This is a genomic window from Mesorhizobium sp. Root102 (genome assembly GCF_001425625.1).
GTDB lineage: Bacteria > Pseudomonadota > Alphaproteobacteria > Rhizobiales > Rhizobiaceae > Mesorhizobium.
In genome coordinates this window covers 160865-176399 of sequence record NZ_LMCP01000046.1, presented here as the reverse complement: position 1 = coordinate 176399, position 15535 = coordinate 160865, and the positions used below count along the sequence as shown (strand labels likewise).

The following is a 15535-nucleotide window of genomic DNA, read 5'->3' as shown; positions in this document are numbered from 1 at the left end:
ATGAACGACACAAACGCCTCGTTTCAGGCCGACGAGCCATTCTTTCAGGCGCTACTGACCCCGCACCGGTCGCTGGGCCGGACAGGCTTCTTCACCCTGATGGGCGCGCTGTTGTTCGGCTGGTTGGTGACAGGCGCGTTTTTCCTGTCGCGCGGTGCCTGGCCAGTGTTCGGCTTCTTCGGCCTCGACGTGGCCGCCGTCTACATCGCCTTTCGCGTCAACTACCGGGCCGCCCGTGCACGCGAGGAAGTCTCGGTCTCGCGCACCAGCCTCCACATCCGCAAGACCGCACCTTCCGGAAAATCGGAAGCGCATCGTTTCAATCCGTTCTGGGCACGGTTTTCGGTCGCCCGTCACGCCGAGATCGGCATCACCCGGATGACGGTTGAAGGGCAAGGCCAGAACGTGCCGATCGGATCTTTCCTGGACCCAGACTCCCGAGAAAGCTTTGCCACGGCTTTTTCACGCGCGCTGGCGACCGCCAAGACGCGCTGAACGCTAGAAGCAATTCCAGGAAAAGCGCACAGCGCCGTCCCTGGGGAATTGCGGCAAAAAGCGCTTCAGAACCGATATCGCAACAACCTGCCGATCTTGCGTAACGCGGGAATGTGCCGCCAAAGCCGAATGAACAGTTTCGCGGACCAGCCCATGCGGGCGGCGTGCTCAGGCTTGTAGGCCGAGATATCCTCGACGAACCGCAGCTTCGGAACGGCCAGCTCCAGTTCGTGCGGATCGTCGATGGCCCAGTGGACCTCGGCGCCCGTCGCCTTGATGGTCGGATGGAGGCGGAGCAGCTTCAGGCCGAAACGGCTGTAGGCGTCGAAGATCAGCTCGCCGCTGGCAAGATGCGAGACGAGCCGCGCTAACAGGCGTGGCCCTTCATCGACGGGGAGATAGGGCGTCAGTCCTTCCGCCACCACAATGGCCGGGCGGTTGCGCGGCACTTCAGCCAGCCAATCCGGTTCGGTCACCGACGAGGCGACCAGATGGTAATGGTCGCGCGACGGGTAAAGTTTGCGCCTGAGCTCGATAACCTCGGGGTAGTCGACGTCGAACCAGTCCACGCCTGGTGGTGGATCGACACGGAAGATGCGCGTATCGAGCCCGCAACCCAGATGCACCACGATGGCGTCAGGATTTCTGGCGAGAAAGTCCTCAGCGCGGACATCCAGCGTCTTTGCCCGGATCGCCAGGCCGACGCCGAGATCGTCGTCAACCTTGAGTCTGGAGAAATCATAATCGATCTTGCGTGCCGCCTCGTCGGCGAAATGGTCCCCGAGCAGCGAATCCGGCAACCGGCTCTCCAGCGCCTTGCCGTAGAGCGTCATCAGCAAGGTCTCTTTTGCCCCGGTGAGATTTACTTTTTCGCCGGCCATGAGCGACTCCTGGGCTCGAAATCGGAGTCTATCTGGGTATGCGCCGCAAGAAGGCAAGTTTCGGGTGGCGATCGACGCCCCGAGGGGCGATATTCCGGCTCAAGGAGACAGGTCCATGAGCACACACACAGCAGTCCTCAAAAAGGACATCACGCCGCAAGGCAGCGACTATGAAATCGTGCGCCGTGCCATCGAGAAGATCAGCCTCGACTACCGCGATCAGCCTTCCCTCGAAGAGCTGGCGGAGGAGGTCGGCGAGACGCCGACCGGCCTGCAAAAGCTCTTCACCCGCTGGGCCGGCCTTTCGCCCAAGGCTTTCCTGCAGGCGGTGACACTGGATCATGCGCGCAGACTGCTCGATTCCGGCATGCCGCTGCTCGAAACATCGTTCGAACTGGGCATGTCCGGCCCGGGGCGGCTGCATGACCTATTCGTCACCCATGAGGCGATGTCGCCGGGCGACTACAAGACGCGCGGCGCGGGGCTTACCATCCGCTACGGCTACCATTCCTCGCCCTTCGGCACCGCCCTGATCATGGCAACCGACCGTGGGCTTGCCGGCCTCGCCTTCAGCGACCCCGGTGAGGAACGTGCCGCCTTCGCCGACATGTCCAGCCGCTGGCCGAACGCCATCTATGTCGAGGATATGAGTGCTACGGGCCCCTATGCCGCGCGCATCTTCGACCCGACGCTGTGGCGGCCCGACCAGCCGCTGCATGTCGTCATGATCGGCACCGACTTCCAGGTTCGTGTCTGGGAGGCGTTGCTCACGATCCCGATGGGCAAGGCCCGCACCTATTCCTCGATCGCCGCCAGCATCGGCGCGCCGTCCGCCAGCCGCGCCGTTGGTGCCGCCAATGGCGCCAATCCACTCTCTTTCGTGGTGCCCTGCCACCGCGCCATCGGCAAATCCGGCGACCTCACCGGCTATCACTGGGGCCTGACCCGCAAGCGCGCCATCCTGGGCTGGGAAGCCGGGCAGGTGTCGTGAGCATCGATTTTCCATTTATTGCCGAATGAATATATAGATATCGATACCAATAATTATAGTTATGATTCTGGTTTCCATTTTTTTGCTGCAACCGAGATCACTCCTGGTTATACCGTTTTTGTTATTTTAAAGGTTATTTTATTTTAATCTAACTTAACCACGATAAAGTGATGATGACCCATATTAATTCGGGCGATCCGGCTTAATAGGAGGGCTCGATGATGTTGTTTCGCGCCGTCTGCCTTCCGATGCAGGCGGCGATCATCGGCACCTGCACCATCATGATCGGGGCTTCGGGAACGATGACCGCAAATCCGGCCATCGGCATACTGGGCTCCAAACAGGCCGGCGGATCGAGCGCAAGCGCCACCATCGTGGCAAGCTCGCTGCTGTGCTCCTTGCTCAACTTGCTGGACTGCTATTCGGTTTCGGCGCCGGCACCAGCCACATTCTCGTCAGCGCCGAGCGGTGGCGGGACCAACGTGACTTTCGCCTCGGTCTTCCGCCTCGATGGCTCGGGGGTCGACATCGACGGAAGTGTGCCGCAGCGGGTTGTCAACGGCACCCACCCCATGCAGGTCGACCTCACCGCCACCAAGTCGAGCGGTATCTTTCCCGCCGGTAACTATCAGGGCACGGTCACAGTGCGCTATGAATAGGGCCACGATACCTCAAATCGAAGCTGGACCATTCGGGTGGTCTGGCAAGCCGCGGCCTTACAGGTTAGCTTCCCGCACGATTGGAATGACCTGCGCTCGCCCAGGCGCACAAAGGACGCTCCGACACTTTGAATTTGCGCTGCCAGGAGGCCTTGCTTGATTATCGTCATCGGCTCGATCAACCTCGACCTTATCGCCAATGTCGACCGCTTGCCGAGCCCCGGCGAGACGGTAGGCGGCTCGGCCTTTACCACCGCCCCCGGCGGCAAGGGTGCCAACCAGGCGCTGGCCGCCGCGCGCGCCGGCGCCTCGGTGCGCATGGTCGGCGCCGTCGGCAAGGACAGCTTCGCCGCCGAGGCGCTGGCGCTGCTGCGCGATGGCAAGGTCGACCTGTCGGGCGTCGCGGAGACCTTTGCCTCGACCGGCACGGCGCTGATCATGGTCGACGACGACGGCGAGAACATAATCGCAGTGGTACCCGGCGCCAACGCTTCCGTGTTGCCGGGCGACCTCGCCAAGGCCTTCCTGAAAAAGGGCGATGTCGCGCTGCTGCAACATGAGATCCCGCTTGCGACCATCGATGCAGCGCTTGACCAGGCAAGAGCGGCCGGCGCCATCACCGTGCTCAACACAGCCCCTTTCCAGGGCAAGGCAGCCGGCTTTCTCGGCAAGGCAGACTATGCCGTTGCCAACGAAACCGAATTCGACCTCTATGGCGAGGCTCTGGCGCTGAGCGGCCGCGACCGGGCGGCGCGCATGCGTGACTTCGCCGCGAAAACCGGCCGCGCCATCGTCGTGACGCTTGGCGGCGACGGCGTGATGGCGGCGACGCCGAGCGATTTCCTCACAATTCCGGCCCTGAAAATCACCCCTGTGGACACGGTCGGCGCCGGCGATACGTTCTGCGGTTATTTCGCCGCCGGGCTGTCGTCGGGCCTCACGCTCGAACAGGCGCTGGTGCGCGCCGGCGCGGCCGGCTCGCTGGCCTGCCTGAAGCCTGGCGCCCAGCCGGCGATCCCGCTCGCCAGGGATGTCGATCTGGCGTTGCAGGAAACCCGTTGAGATGCTGCGCCCTCAAACGAAACATGCCGTGTCGCCGGTCGGCGACATCTGCCGCTTGTCGGCGGTCGAACTCGCCGACGCTATCCGCCGAAAGAAACTTTCCGTGCGCGAAGTGGTGGCGGCATTCCTCGACCGCATCGAGGCGGTCAACCCGCTGGTCAACGCCATCGTCTCCTTGCGCGACCGCGGCGATATCCTGCGCGAGGCCGATGCGGCTGATTCCCGGCCGGGGCAATCAGAAACCGGCCCGGTCTTCGGCCTGCCGATCGCCATCAAGGATCTCGCCTCGACCACGGGCCTCAGGACCTCCTTCGGCTCGCCGATCTTCGCCGATTTCGTGCCGGAGGAAGACGATTTCTTCGTCGAGCGCATTCGCAACGCCGGCGCCATCATCATCGGCAAGACCAATGTCCCTGAATTCGGGTTGGGCTCCAACACCTACAACAGCGTGTTCGGACCGACGCTGAACGCCTTCGATCCGGCTCTGACCGCCGGCGGCTCGAGCGGCGGCGCGGCGGTGGCGCTGGCGCTCGACATGCTGCCTGTCGCCGATGGCAGCGACTTCGGCGGCTCGCTGCGCAATCCGGCCGCCTGGAACAATGTCTATGGCTTCCGCCCGTCACAGGGGCTTGTCCCGGGCGGACCCGACTTTGAGGTTTTTCATGCGCAGATGGGCGTCGATGGGCCGATGGGCCGCAACGTCCGTGACATGGCGCTGCTACTTGATGTGCAGGCGGGCTATCATCCTAAAGCGCCATTGTCCTATGAGAAACCGGGCTCGTTCCTCGAAGGTCTCGCAACAACAGCAGCTGGCGGCCGCATCGCCTGGCTCGGGGACCTCGGCGGTCATCTGCCGGTTGAACCCGGCATCCTCGATCTGTGCGAGGCGGCACTTGGCCGCTTTGCGGAGACGGCCTTCCCTGGCGAACCCTTGCTGCCGGATTTCGATTTCGAAGCGCTGTGGCAGGCCTTCGTGACGCTGCGCCAGGCCAGCAGCGGCTGTGCGCTCAAAACCCACTATGACGATCCAGAAAAGCGCCGCCTGCTCAAGCCGGAAGCCATCTGGGAGGTAGAAAACGCTATGCGGCTGACGGCGCCGCAGATCCGCGCCGCCTCGGTCATCCGCACGTCCTGGCATCGCACGTTGCTGTCGCTCTTCGACCGCTATGATCTCATTGCGCTGCCGACCGCTCAGGTCTTCCCCTTCGATGTAAGCACGCATTGGCCCCGTGAGGTCGCCGGACGCGCGATGGACAGCTACCACCGCTGGATGCAGGTATCCGCGTTCGCCACGCTGGGCGGCTGCCCGGCGGTGAACGTGCCGGTCGGCTTCGACGATAAGGGGAGGCCGATGGGCATGCAGCTGATCGGCCGGCCACGCGGCGACCTTGCCGTGCTGAAGGCGGCGGCGGCCTATGAGGCGACGCTGCCCTGGCAGGCCGGCGCCGGCGCCTGAGCCGCATGTACCGGCCTGTCGCGGCGCTTCGCGCATCGGCTTGAATCGGCAGTGCCGCCATGCATTGATTGTCCTCAGTTGCGCCGCATCGCCGGCATTCCTAGGGAAAAATCATGTCGCTCGAACTCTACGCTGCCTATGTCCTCGCTTGCATCGTCATCATCCTGGTACCGGGCCCGACGGTCACGCTGATCATCGCCAACAGCATCCGCCATGGCTCCCGCGCCGGTCTCGCCAACGTCGCCGGCACGCAGGCCGGGCTTGCCGTGATGATCGCCATCGTCGGCATCGGCGTCAACACGCTGATCTCGGGCATGGGCCACTGGTTCGAGTGGGTCAGGCTGATCGGCGCTGCCTATCTGATCTGGATGGGCGTGCAGATGTTCCGTTCCAAAGGCACGCTGAACGCCGATGGAACGGCCAGGAAACCGCGTGGCGGCTTCTTCCTGCAGGGTCTGCTGGTAGCGCTCAGCAATCCCAAGACGTTGATCTTCTTCGGTGCCTTCTTTCCACAGTTCATTTCGCCGCAAGGCAACTACTCGCTGCAGATCGCCGTCATGGGCCTCACCGCCATGATCTTCGCCGCGATGTCGGATTCGACCTACGCGCTGGCCGCCGGCCGCGCCGGGCGCCTGCTGTCGACCAGCCGAATCAAGCTTTTGTCGAGGATCAGCGGCAGCTTCATGGTCGGCGGCGGCCTGTGGCTGGCGTTTTCGAGGGCGAAGTAAGCGCCCTTCCCTCGCCCCGTTTACGGGGGTCCGAAGGACGGGCGAGACAGGCGGCTCGCCCCGGCATGGGTGGTCGCGAAGCGATCGGGTGAGGGGCAGCTCCAAGGCTGCAAATAGCAAGTCAACGCTTGTGCCGCCCCTCATCCCCCTGCCGGGACCTTCTCCCCGCAAACGGGGTGAAGGGAGCTCTCACAGCCGCCCCAGCCTCTCCACCAGCAAGGCGAAAAAGCCGTCATGGTCGATCTCGCGCATCACCATGGCGTTCTTCGGCCGCTTGGTGACGCCCCACCAGTCGATCACGGTCATGCCCATGGTCAGTTCCGAATTGGTTTCCACGCTGACATTGCAGTTGCGGCCCTTGAACAGGTCCGGCTTCAACAGATAGGCGATGACGCAGGGGTCGTGCAGCGGCCCGCCGTCGGTGCCGTACTTCTCCTCGTCGAAGCGCTCGAAGAACTCCAGCATCTCTGCGGTCGCGGTGCCGACCGTGGTGCCGAGCGCGCGGAAGGCCAGCGTGCGCTTGGCGGTGGTCAGCGCCTTGTGGGTGACGTCGAGCGGCATCATCACGATCGGAATGCCGGACTTGAGCACAACGTCGGCGGCATGCGGATCGACATAGATGTTGAACTCGGCCGACGGCGTGACATTGCCGCCTTCGAAGAAGCCGCCGCCCATCAGCACGATTTCCTTGATGCGCGGTGCGATGCGCGGTTCGCGGATCAGCGCCAGCGCAATGTTGGTGAGTGGCCCGAGCGCGCAAAGCGTGATTGTGCCGCTCTCTTCCCCCATCAGTGTCTCGACGATGAAATCGACCGCGTACTGGTCCTGCAGCTTCATCGTCGGTTCGGCCAATTGCGGTCCGTTGAGGCCGGTCTTGCCATGCACTTCCTCGGCGGTGACCAGTTCGCGCATCAGGGGCCGGATAGCGCCGGCATAGACCTTGATGTCCGGGCGGCCGGCCAGCTCGCAGATCTTGCGGGCATTCTTTTCGGTAAGCTTCAGCGGCACGTTGCCGGCAACCGCTGTGATGCCGACGATCTCCAGTTCGGCGCTGCCGAGCGCCAGCAAAATGGCGACGGCATCATCCTGGCCGGGATCCGTGTCGATGATGATCTTGCGTGATTGGGGCATTTCAATTCCTTGTTTGGCGAGGCCGTGGACCTGAATGAATCCGATCGAAACATCCAAATGACGCCGAAGCGGCCGAGAGCTGCCATGTCGAACCGCTCGACCGGGGAAGACAGTCCCGGCTCGCGCGCTTCTCCTTGCATCTGCTCGCCGTTTCAAGCGCCATGTCGATCATTCCTGTGAGTCCACGACCTGGTCTTTTTGGGCGGGTCTTTTGACGGCTTGAACTTGGTCGCGGGGCGGACCATATCAAGACCATCGGGAAAAATGCCATCTGGGTTTTTCCACTTTATGTCGCTCTTGAGAGGACAGTGTAACATGAGCCGAATGACGCCCTTTTCCAGCCCGCTTCTCCTTGGTTTCGACGCCATGGAAAAGACTCTGGAGCGCTTGGCGAAGTCCGGTGACAGCTACCCTCCCTACAACATCGAACGCCTCAGCGGCGCCGACGGCAAGACCGAAAGGTTGCGCATCACATTGGCGGTTGCCGGTTTCGCCGAAAGCGATCTCGATGTCACCACGGAGGAAAACCAGCTGGTCGTGCGCGGCCGTCAGACCGACGACACCGAGCGCGAATTTCTTCATCGCGGGATCGCCGCGCGCCAGTTCCAGCGCTGTTTCGTGCTGGCCGACGGCATGCGGGTGATCGCGGCGGAGCTGAAGAATGGCCTTTTGTCGATCGACCTCGATCGGCCGGAGTCCGAACGGCTGGTACGGAAAATAAACATATCGGTGAAAGACTGATCTTTACCGATGGCTCTCATGCGGGATGGCCTTGAGCGGCGTCCTCGCGCCAAGGAGGCTTTGAAATGACCAGAACTGAAAATATCACCATGACCAATGGCGAATTCGCCCATCTCGGCGAGGGCTCGGTCGCTTATCTCAGAAAGGTCTCGAGCGACGAATTGCTCGGCCGTTTCCCGAATCTCGGCGAAATTGCTCCCGGCATGGAACTGTGGGCGCTGTTTGCCGCCAATGGCCAGCCGATCCTGCTTTCCGACGCGCGTGACCGCGCTCTGGCCGGCGCCATGGAAAACGACCTGACCACGGTCGCCATTCACTGACAGCAATTTCCGGCTGAAACGGAAAGGGCCGCCCATGGCGGCCCTTGTGGCGGTATCACTCTCAAAATTCAGGCCGCGTGCGAGGCCTGGGTGTCCGACAACAGCGCGTGGATCGCCGCGGCGTCGCGCGTGCCCCTGATCTTGGCCACCGTGTCGGCGTCGCGCAACACCCGTGCGATGCGCGACAGTGCCTTGAGATGATCGGCGCCCGCCCCTTCCGGTGCCAGCAGCAGAAACACCAGATCGACCGGCTGATCGTCCAGCGATTCGAAATCGACAGGCGTCTCTAGCCGGGCGAAAACACCGGCGATGCGCTTCACGCCGGCCAGCTTGCCGTGCGGAATGGCGATGCCATTACCGACGCCGGTCGAGCCCAGCCGCTCACGCTGCAGGATGGTGTCGAACACTTCCCGCTCCGGAATGCCCGAAATCGCAGCTGCCCGTTCGGACAGCAGTTGCAGCAGCTGCTTCTTGGAGTTCGCCTTCAACGCCGGCAATATCGCCGGAACGTTGATAAGATCGCTCAGATCCATGCTTGAAAAATCCCTTGTTCGCCTGCCGTCACCAGTCCTCACCCCTCGTGCGGCCGGCTTTTATCCCCGTGCGACCCTTGTCGTCACGCCCGTGCGACCCTTGTCGTCACGCTTGGGCGACCTTGGTCGTGGACGGGTCGATCCAGCCGATGTTTCCATCGGGCCGGCGATAGACGATGTTGAGATGGTCGTTTCTGGCGTTGCGGAAGACGAAGACCGGGCTGTCCTTGGTGTCGAGCTCGATGACCGCCGACGCCACCGACATGGTTTTCAGCGTCATGGTTGATTCGGCGACGATGGCCGGTGCGAAATTCTCCGGAATGTCCTCGTCGTCATCGGCAAGCGGCGCCATCACCGTATAGGCAATGTCGGTCGGTTCGCCATTGGCGGCGCCCAAATTGTGCGATTTCAGCCGGCGTTTGTAACGCCTCAGGCGGGTCTCCAGACGATCCGCCGCCGCCTCGAAGGCAAGCGTCGGATCCTGGGCATCGCCGGTGGCCTGCAGCGAAGTGCCGGAATCCAGCCGGATCATGCAATCCGCCGAGTAGCGCGAGCCCGATTTGATGACCGTGACGTGTCCGGCAAAGCCGCGATCGAAATATTTGCCAATCGCTTCGCCGACACGATCGTTGATGCGTGTACGAAACGCATCGCCGATATCCATGTGTTTTCCCGATATGCGCAGATTCATCTGAAAACTGACCTTCCTTGCTCAGGCTTCAAACTGGCCCGAGTTTATACTCGTGATCCGTGCGCACAAGCTTTGCGGCGTCACTCGCGCCGATTTTAAATCCGAACTTTCCGGTTGATCACAAGCCGCCCTTTGACCGTCCCGAGGCCAACGTCGTGACGGACCATCCGCATGCAGGCATCTAGCCCTTCTCATGCGGGCGGGCTTCTAGCCACTTCACCGCGGCTTGTCAATGAAGTGCGGCCCTTTGGAAATCGGACGGCCTCAGCGCCTGGCGCTGGCCAGCGCCCGTTTCTCGCGCCGGCGCTGCACCGAGGAGGGAATATTCATGCCTTCCCGGTACTTGGCGACCGTACGCCTGGCAATATCGACGCCACTCTCGCGCAACATGTCGACGATCGCATCGTCGGAAAGCACGTCGACCGGTTTTTCCTCATCGATCAATTGTTTGATGCGATCGCGCACGGCTTCCGAGGAATGCGCATCGCCGCCGCCCGACGCAGCGATTGAGGCGGTGAAGAAGTAACGAAGCTCGAACACGCCGCGCGGTGTCAACATGTATTTGTTCGCGGTGACCCGGCTGACCGTCGATTCGTGCATGCCGATGGCATCGGCCACCGTGCGCAGGTTGAGCGGCTTCAGCTGGCGCACGCCATGGACGAGGAAGGCATCCTGCTGGCGAACGATTTCCGAGGCGACCTTGAGGATGGTCTTCGCCCGCTGGTCGAGGCTTCGCGTCAGCCAGTTGGCGTTCTGCAGGCATTCGGCCAGAAAATCCTTTTCCGCCTGATTCTTCGCCTGCGGCGAGACCTGGGCGAAATAGATATGGTCGACCAAAACGCGCGGCAGCGTTTCGGCGTTGAGTTCGACCGTCCAGCTGCCGTCATTGGCCGCACGCACCTCGACATCGGCGACGATCGCGTCGCTGGCGCCGCCCGAAAACGCCATGCCCGGCCGGGGATCGAGTGCCCGGATCTCGGCCAGCATGTCGAGCAGGTCCTCCTCGTCGACACCGCAGATCCGTTTCAATGCGTGGAAATCACGCCGCCCCAGCAGTTCGAGATTGGCGATCAGCGCTTTCATTGCCGGATCGAGCCGGTCCCGCACGGCAAGCTGCAGCGACAGGCATTCGGCAAGGTCGCGGGCGAACAGGCCGGCCGGCTCGAAAGTCTGGCACGTCGCCAGCACCTTACCCACCGCGGCGGCGTCGGTACCGAGACGAGCGGCGATCTCGGCCATGTCGGCGCGCAAATAGCCGCTCTCGTCGAGGCAGTCGGCGAGGTCGGCGGCGATCAGCCGCGCGGCCGGGTCAGCGAAGGCAAGCGCGACCTGTTCGCCGACATGGTCGCGCAGCGTGATCGCCGCGGCCGCCATGTCGCCGGCGTCAAAACCCTCGGATGAGGAACTCGCGCCGTTTCCGGAAGCCGATTTCCATTGCGCCGTCAGATCTGGACCGAGCCGCTCGCTGGTGCCCGGATCGTCGGGAAACAGGTTTTCCAGCGACGTGTCGAGCTTGTCCGAGATCGCCTCGGCGCTCCACTGCGTCTCGTTTTCGAACCAGTCGCCGTCAGTGGTGGCTTGCGGCTCCGCCTCGATCTTCTGGGCCTGGTCGCCGGTGGCATCGTCCTGCGGTTCGGCGCGCTCCAGCAGCGGGTTGCGCTCGATTTCCTCATCGATGAAATGTTCGAGTTCGACATGGGTGAACTGCAGCAGCCGAATCGACTGCATCAGCTGCGGCGTCATCACCAGCGACTGCGATTGTCGTAGCTGTAGTTTGGCCGCCAACGCCATGGTTCGGTTTCAAACGCCTCGTCTACGCATCCGGCCTTCCGGACAATAATTTTTGCAACCGGCCATAGAAACTGGCCCGGCTTTTGCTTGTCAAGGCAATTGCTAGCAAAACGCGCTTACCGGAGCGTTATCTCGAAGCAAAATCGAGGAAAATGAGCCTGGCGAACCGCAAAAATCGTGTCAGGAAACAAATTTCACGCTCAAGGCAATTCCAGGAAAAGTCTGTTGCGGTTTTCCGTTCGGAATTGCGGGGAAAAAGACTCAGAGCGTAAAACCCTCGCCGAGGTAAAGCCGCCGCACATCCGGGTTTGCAACCACTTCGTCGGCCCTTCCATGGGTCAGCACCTGGCCGGCATGGATAATGTAGGCGCGGTCGATCAGCCCGAGCGTTTCGCGCACATTGTGATCGGTGATGAGGACCCCGATGCCGCGCGCCGTCAGGTGGCGCACCAATTGCTGGATGTCGGCGACGGCGATCGGATCGATGCCGGCAAAAGGCTCGTCGAGCAGCATGTAGGCCGGACGCGTCGCCAGCGCGCGTGCGATTTCCAGGCGTCGCCGCTCGCCGCCTGAGAGCGACATGGATGGCGCCTTGCGCAGATGGCTGATGTGGAATTCCTCGAGCAGCTCGTCGAGATTGCGCTCGCGCACCTTGCGGTCCTTTTCGACCACCTCCAGCACGGCACGGATATTCTGCTCGACATTGAGGCCGCGAAAAATCGACGCTTCCTGCGGCAGATAGCCGATGCCGAGGCGGGCGCGACGGTACATCGGCATCGACGTGACATCGAAGCCGTCGATCTCGATCGTGCCTTCATCCACCGGCACGAGGCCGGTAACCATGTAGAAACAGGTTGTCTTGCCAGCGCCATTGGGGCCAAGCAATCCTACGGCCTCGCCAGCACGCACGCCGATGGTGACGCCGCTGACAACCTTGCGGCCCTTGTAGCTCTTGGTCAAACCCTTGGCGATCAGGGTTCCCTTGAACTTTCCCGCATCGACGGTCACCGTGGCGGGCGCCGAAATCTTGCCGGCGGCCCGTCCCGGAAGACGCGCCGTCAGCGACGACAGGCTGGCCATCAGGGGTTCGTCGCTCCCGATTTCGGCGGCGGCGTGATCGACATCTGGACACGTTGCCCAGCACATGGATCAACCTGGGCCAGCCCGCTTTTCATCTGCACGGTGAGCTTGCAGCCGACCAGGACGTTGTCGTTCTGCGACAGAACGACCTTTTTGCCCGAAAGCACCAGCACCTGGCTCTTCATATCGAAGCTGCCTTGATCGCCGGTCGCGACCTGCGCATCCGACTTGATGTAAACCTTGTCGGAGATCTCCAGGTGGTCGATGTTGGCCGAGCCGGTCATCGCCGCTGCGCCAGCCGCTTCCGCACCCTTGGCGCCGGCGTTGGGATCCTTGACGTAATAGACCATCATCTTGCCGGCCTTCATCAATGTCGGCCCTTGGACCACGCTGACATTGCCCGTGAAGATGGCGACACTGTCAGCCTGGCGGACCTCCAGCTTGTCACTTTCGATCTGGATCGGCTTGTCGCCGGACAATTTGAGGCCTGATTGGCTGGTTGTCTGTGCCCATGACGGCACAAGTCCGAGCAGCAGCAACGCTGAAGTTGCAGCCGCGAGCCGCGTCGAACTACTGAGCCGCATTGGTTTCTCCGCTGTTTCCCTCTGCCGTCTTCAAGGCGGCGGAATCGATGTTGACGCGCACTTTGTTCTCGAAAACCAGAATCTTGCCATTTTCCTGGACCGACATCGAATCCGCCGTGATCCGCGACCCGCCACGGCTGACATCGACGGGATCTCCCGTCTTCATAGTGCCTTTGCCCATGTCGAGGAAGACCGATTTGAACTTGGCCTGCATGCCGTCGGTTGTGGTGATCGTCACGTCGCTGGTCAGGTTCATCGTATTGCCGTCGCGATCATAGGTGCCGTGCGAGGCCTTGACCGCCGCCACATTGTCGGGCGCGATCGGCACCTTGGCGTCGATGCCTTCCAGTTCGATGATACCTTGCGTGCTGACATCCTGAATGGCGCGCAGCGCCGTCATCGAATAGGGCTGCTTCTGCTTGGTGAAACCGTTGAGCTTGGGATTGGCCATCACCAGCTTGCCGTTGGAAAAGGCGGTGCCTTCCGCCTGTATTTTCACGGAGACGGGGGCGGCCAGGTAGGAGTAGACTGGGAAAGCGATGGCGATCAGGGCCGCAGCCAGCGGCACGGCAAACTTGAGAATGCGCACACGGCGCGAATGACGTTGCGCGCGGTCGAACGCGTCGCCACGCGTCCGGTCGTCCGCCTGGGGGACCAACTCCATCTCGGCGTCGGTCTGTTCAATCGGTCGCGCTAACATTCACTGCTTTCTTCTAAACCCCAGCCACCCCACCGGGAGCACCGCCTATAGGTGGGACGCAGGCGCCTTCAAGCAAGCACAAGCCCACGAAAACTGCAAAAATGTGACAGCCGCACTTGTACAGATGAAAACCCGATCCACACAACTGCCCGTTCTTCATAGCAGAAACAGACACGCGGGGTAAAATTTCTCAGCTGTCTGCCTCGCCCGACCTCGCGTTGATTGCGCAAGAACGCGAGGGTAAGAAGTCGGATGCCCGCCTGGCAAGCCTGGTCAATCGTGTATGCAGCGTTGCCGATCACGTCGGCGGGCGCTTTTTCCCTTAGATCCGGTCGGCGTCAGGCGACCTTCCGCTGTATGAGACCAACCAGAACGGTGCGCATTCCCGAATACGATAGGCTGCCAATTTTCACTTCCCAATCAGTGTTGCGTTTCCGAGGGTGCTTCGCGTTACGCAACGCTTCGCGGAACGTATTTGGGTCGACACCGACAGTTCGAGCCATATCTTCGGCGGTTGTGTGTTTGGCGATCATGACGTCTCCTATGCCTTTTGCCGGTATATAGGGCGTTTGCACAACTCGGCCAAAGGATTAGGCGTTTCCGCAAATTTCAAAATGAGACACTGCCGGGAAAGAGAACTGCTTCCCGATGGAAGGATCATGGTCTAAAAGCGTCTCCTCTCGCCGACTGAAAGGCTGACCATGGCATTGAGAGCCGACGACCTGATCGACCGCCGCCGCTTGCGGCGCAAGCTGACATTCTGGCGCGTCGTCGCCATAGGCATCGTGGCACTTGGGGTGATCGCGCTTTCAGCCTGGTTCTATGGCGACGATTTCGGCGGCTCGGCGGTCGACCATATCGCCAAGGTCAAGATCGAAGGCACGATCACCGAAGACGAGGAACTGATCAAGCGGCTGGAAACTATCCGCCTGTCGTCGAAGGTGAAAGCCGTGATCCTGTCGATCGATTCGCCTGGCGGCACCACGGTCGGCGGTGAATCGATCTACGAAGAGGTGCGCAAGCTGGCTGCCGACAAGCCGGTGGCGGCGGAAGTCGGCACCCTCGCCGCATCAGCGGGCTATATGATCGCCAGTGCCGCCGATCACATCGTTGCCCGCAAGACTTCGATCGTCGGCTCGATCGGCGTGCTGATCCAGTATCCCGACGTCAGCGGCCTGATGGACAAGCTCGGCGTCAAGCTGGAGGAAGTGAAATCCTCGCCGCTGAAGGCCGCCCCCTCTCCCTTCAAGCCGACCAATGACGACGAGCGCGCAATGGTCCGCAAGCTCATCCTCGACAGCTACGACTGGTTCGTGGGCATCGTTGCCGAGCGCCGCAAGATGACCCGCGAGCAAGCGCTGGCGCTTGCCGACGGCTCGATCTTCACCGGGCGCCAGGGCGTCGCCAACGGACTGATCGACGCCGTCGGGGGCGAGACTGAAGCGATCGACTGGCTGGCGACCAAGGGCGTCGATGCCAAACTCAAGGTCGTCGAATGGAAGGACACCGAACGGGGCGGCGGCTTCCTGTTCTCCAAAGCAATGGTGCAAACAATCGGCAGTGCGCTCGGTCTGCCGGCCTACAGCGGCGACATCATCCATGAACTCGGTGCCGACCGCTTGTTTCTTGACGGTCTCGTTTCCGTCTGGCACCCTTGAGATGCCGTTTGGGGCAAGTGAAAAAAGCAAATAA

At 61.9% G+C, this 15535-nt stretch carries 18 protein-coding genes; 9 read left to right on the top strand and 9 right to left on the bottom strand.

The genetic code is table 11. From position 1 onward, the window contains the following. On the top strand, window positions 1-495 hold the full coding sequence (locus tag ASD12_RS29120) for a DUF2244 domain-containing protein (RefSeq protein ID WP_056594996.1): 495 nt from the start codon (window positions 1-3) through the stop codon (window positions 493-495). A gap of 65 nt (window positions 496-560) precedes the next feature. Here the strand turns inward: ASD12_RS29120 and ASD12_RS29115 are convergent, their stop codons facing one another. Next, window positions 561-1376, bottom strand: a complete 816-nt coding sequence (locus tag ASD12_RS29115; RefSeq protein ID WP_056594993.1) for a class I SAM-dependent methyltransferase — start codon at window positions 1374-1376, stop codon at window positions 561-563. Between the two features lie 115 nt (window positions 1377-1491). Between ASD12_RS29115 and ASD12_RS29110 the strand changes: the two genes are divergently transcribed. The 5 genes from ASD12_RS29110 to ASD12_RS29090 all read left to right on the top strand — a co-directional run bounded on the left by ASD12_RS29110 (window position 1492) and on the right by ASD12_RS29090 (window position 6272). After that, the gene (locus ASD12_RS29110) at window positions 1492-2367 is read left to right on the top strand and encodes a bifunctional helix-turn-helix domain-containing protein/methylated-DNA--[protein]-cysteine S-methyltransferase (RefSeq protein WP_056594991.1); all 876 of its coding nucleotides are present in this window, start codon (window positions 1492-1494) and stop codon (window positions 2365-2367) included. 218 nt (window positions 2368-2585) lie between these two features. Then, entirely contained in the window at window positions 2586-3026 is a 441-nt protein-coding gene (locus tag ASD12_RS29105) for a hypothetical protein (protein ID WP_056594990.1), read from the top strand. 156 nt (window positions 3027-3182) lie between these two features. Next, a complete protein-coding gene (locus tag ASD12_RS29100) occupies window positions 3183-4088 on the top strand; it encodes a ribokinase (protein WP_056594987.1) in 906 nt (301 codons plus the stop codon). Window position 4089: 1 nt separating this feature from the next. Further along, a complete protein-coding gene (locus tag ASD12_RS29095) occupies window positions 4090-5544 on the top strand; it encodes an amidase (RefSeq protein WP_056594985.1) in 1455 nt (484 codons plus the stop codon). 113 nt (window positions 5545-5657) lie between these two features. Further along, a complete protein-coding gene (locus ASD12_RS29090; protein WP_056594983.1) occupies window positions 5658-6272 on the top strand; it encodes a LysE family translocator in 615 nt (204 codons plus the stop codon). A gap of 189 nt (window positions 6273-6461) precedes the next feature. On the opposite strand, the gene ASD12_RS29085 is transcribed toward ASD12_RS29090, so the two are convergent. After that, window positions 6462-7403: a nucleoside hydrolase gene (locus ASD12_RS29085; protein ID WP_056595245.1), complete on the bottom strand. Its 942-nt coding sequence runs from the start codon at window positions 7401-7403 to the stop codon at window positions 6462-6464. A gap of 315 nt (window positions 7404-7718) precedes the next feature. Between ASD12_RS29085 and ASD12_RS29080 the strand changes: the two genes are divergently transcribed. Both ASD12_RS29080 and ASD12_RS29075 read left to right on the top strand, forming a co-directional pair. Further along, entirely contained in the window at window positions 7719-8144 is a 426-nt protein-coding gene (locus ASD12_RS29080) for an Hsp20 family protein (protein WP_023760739.1), read from the top strand. A 65-nt stretch (window positions 8145-8209) separates the two neighbouring features. Beyond that, window positions 8210-8464, top strand: coding sequence for a DUF1150 family protein (locus tag ASD12_RS29075; protein WP_023760740.1), 255 nt, complete (start codon window positions 8210-8212; stop codon window positions 8462-8464). 68 nt (window positions 8465-8532) lie between these two features. Here the strand turns inward: ASD12_RS29075 and ptsN are convergent, their stop codons facing one another. From ptsN to ASD12_RS29040, 7 genes are all read right to left on the bottom strand, one after another. Continuing rightward, entirely contained in the window at window positions 8533-8997 is a 465-nt protein-coding gene (gene ptsN, locus ASD12_RS29070; RefSeq protein ID WP_013529589.1) for a PTS IIA-like nitrogen regulatory protein PtsN, read from the bottom strand. Between the two features lie 106 nt (window positions 8998-9103). Then, the gene (gene raiA, locus ASD12_RS29065; RefSeq protein ID WP_056594980.1) at window positions 9104-9688 is read right to left on the bottom strand and encodes a ribosome-associated translation inhibitor RaiA; all 585 of its coding nucleotides are present in this window, start codon (window positions 9686-9688) and stop codon (window positions 9104-9106) included. Between the two features lie 264 nt (window positions 9689-9952). Then, a complete protein-coding gene (gene rpoN, locus ASD12_RS29060) occupies window positions 9953-11479 on the bottom strand; it encodes an RNA polymerase factor sigma-54 (RefSeq protein WP_056594978.1) in 1527 nt (508 codons plus the stop codon). A 261-nt stretch (window positions 11480-11740) separates the two neighbouring features. After that, complete coding sequence (lptB, locus tag ASD12_RS29055; RefSeq protein ID WP_056594977.1) at window positions 11741-12559, bottom strand: LPS export ABC transporter ATP-binding protein; 819 nt, start codon at window positions 12557-12559, stop codon at window positions 11741-11743. After that, a complete protein-coding gene (locus ASD12_RS29050) occupies window positions 12559-13143 on the bottom strand; it encodes an LptA/OstA family protein (RefSeq protein ID WP_056594976.1) in 585 nt (194 codons plus the stop codon). The genes lptB and ASD12_RS29050 overlap by 1 nt, the downstream gene beginning before the upstream one ends. Then, window positions 13130-13843: an LPS export ABC transporter periplasmic protein LptC gene (gene lptC / locus ASD12_RS29045; RefSeq protein WP_056594975.1), complete on the bottom strand. Its 714-nt coding sequence runs from the start codon at window positions 13841-13843 to the stop codon at window positions 13130-13132. The genes ASD12_RS29050 and lptC overlap by 14 nt, the downstream gene beginning before the upstream one ends. Before the next feature lie 338 nt (window positions 13844-14181). Further along, on the bottom strand, window positions 14182-14376 hold the full coding sequence (locus ASD12_RS29040; protein WP_056594974.1) for a hypothetical protein: 195 nt from the start codon (window positions 14374-14376) through the stop codon (window positions 14182-14184). Between the two features lie 168 nt (window positions 14377-14544). On the opposite strand from ASD12_RS29040, the gene sppA reads away from it, so the two are divergent. After that, window positions 14545-15501 carry a signal peptide peptidase SppA gene (gene sppA / locus ASD12_RS29035; RefSeq protein ID WP_056594972.1) on the top strand — a complete coding sequence of 319 codons (957 nt, stop codon included), beginning with the start codon at window positions 14545-14547 and terminating at the stop codon, window positions 15499-15501. Window positions 15502-15535 lie beyond the last annotated feature (34 nt).

Coding starts and splice junctions, on each gene's coding strand:
- sppA (WP_056594972.1), top strand. CDS start 14,545: ATGGCATTGAGAGCCGACGACCTGATCGACCGCCGCCGCTTGCGGCGC.
- lptC (WP_056594975.1), bottom strand. CDS start 13,843: ATGTTAGCGCGACCGATTGAACAGACCGACGCCGAGATGGAGTTGGTC.
- rpoN (WP_056594978.1), bottom strand. CDS start 11,479: ATGGCGTTGGCGGCCAAACTACAGCTACGACAATCGCAGTCGCTGGTG.
- ASD12_RS29105 (WP_056594990.1), top strand. CDS start 2,586: ATGATGTTGTTTCGCGCCGTCTGCCTTCCGATGCAGGCGGCGATCATC.
- ASD12_RS29095 (WP_056594985.1), top strand. CDS start 4,090: ATGCTGCGCCCTCAAACGAAACATGCCGTGTCGCCGGTCGGCGACATC.
- ASD12_RS29050 (WP_056594976.1), bottom strand. CDS start 13,143: ATGCGGCTCAGTAGTTCGACGCGGCTCGCGGCTGCAACTTCAGCGTTG.
- raiA (WP_056594980.1), bottom strand. CDS start 9,688: ATGAATCTGCGCATATCGGGAAAACACATGGATATCGGCGATGCGTTT.
- ASD12_RS29090 (WP_056594983.1), top strand. CDS start 5,658: ATGTCGCTCGAACTCTACGCTGCCTATGTCCTCGCTTGCATCGTCATC.
- ASD12_RS29080 (WP_023760739.1), top strand. CDS start 7,719: ATGAGCCGAATGACGCCCTTTTCCAGCCCGCTTCTCCTTGGTTTCGAC.
- ASD12_RS29085 (WP_056595245.1), bottom strand. CDS start 7,403: ATGCCCCAATCACGCAAGATCATCATCGACACGGATCCCGGCCAGGAT.
- ASD12_RS29115 (WP_056594993.1), bottom strand. CDS start 1,376: ATGGCCGGCGAAAAAGTAAATCTCACCGGGGCAAAAGAGACCTTGCTG.
- ASD12_RS29110 (WP_056594991.1), top strand. CDS start 1,492: ATGAGCACACACACAGCAGTCCTCAAAAAGGACATCACGCCGCAAGGC.
- ASD12_RS29075 (WP_023760740.1), top strand. CDS start 8,210: ATGACCAGAACTGAAAATATCACCATGACCAATGGCGAATTCGCCCAT.
- ASD12_RS29040 (WP_056594974.1), bottom strand. CDS start 14,376: ATGATCGCCAAACACACAACCGCCGAAGATATGGCTCGAACTGTCGGT.
- ASD12_RS29120 (WP_056594996.1), top strand. CDS start 1: ATGAACGACACAAACGCCTCGTTTCAGGCCGACGAGCCATTCTTTCAG.
- ptsN (WP_013529589.1), bottom strand. CDS start 8,997: ATGGATCTGAGCGATCTTATCAACGTTCCGGCGATATTGCCGGCGTTG.
- lptB (WP_056594977.1), bottom strand. CDS start 12,559: ATGGCCAGCCTGTCGTCGCTGACGGCGCGTCTTCCGGGACGGGCCGCC.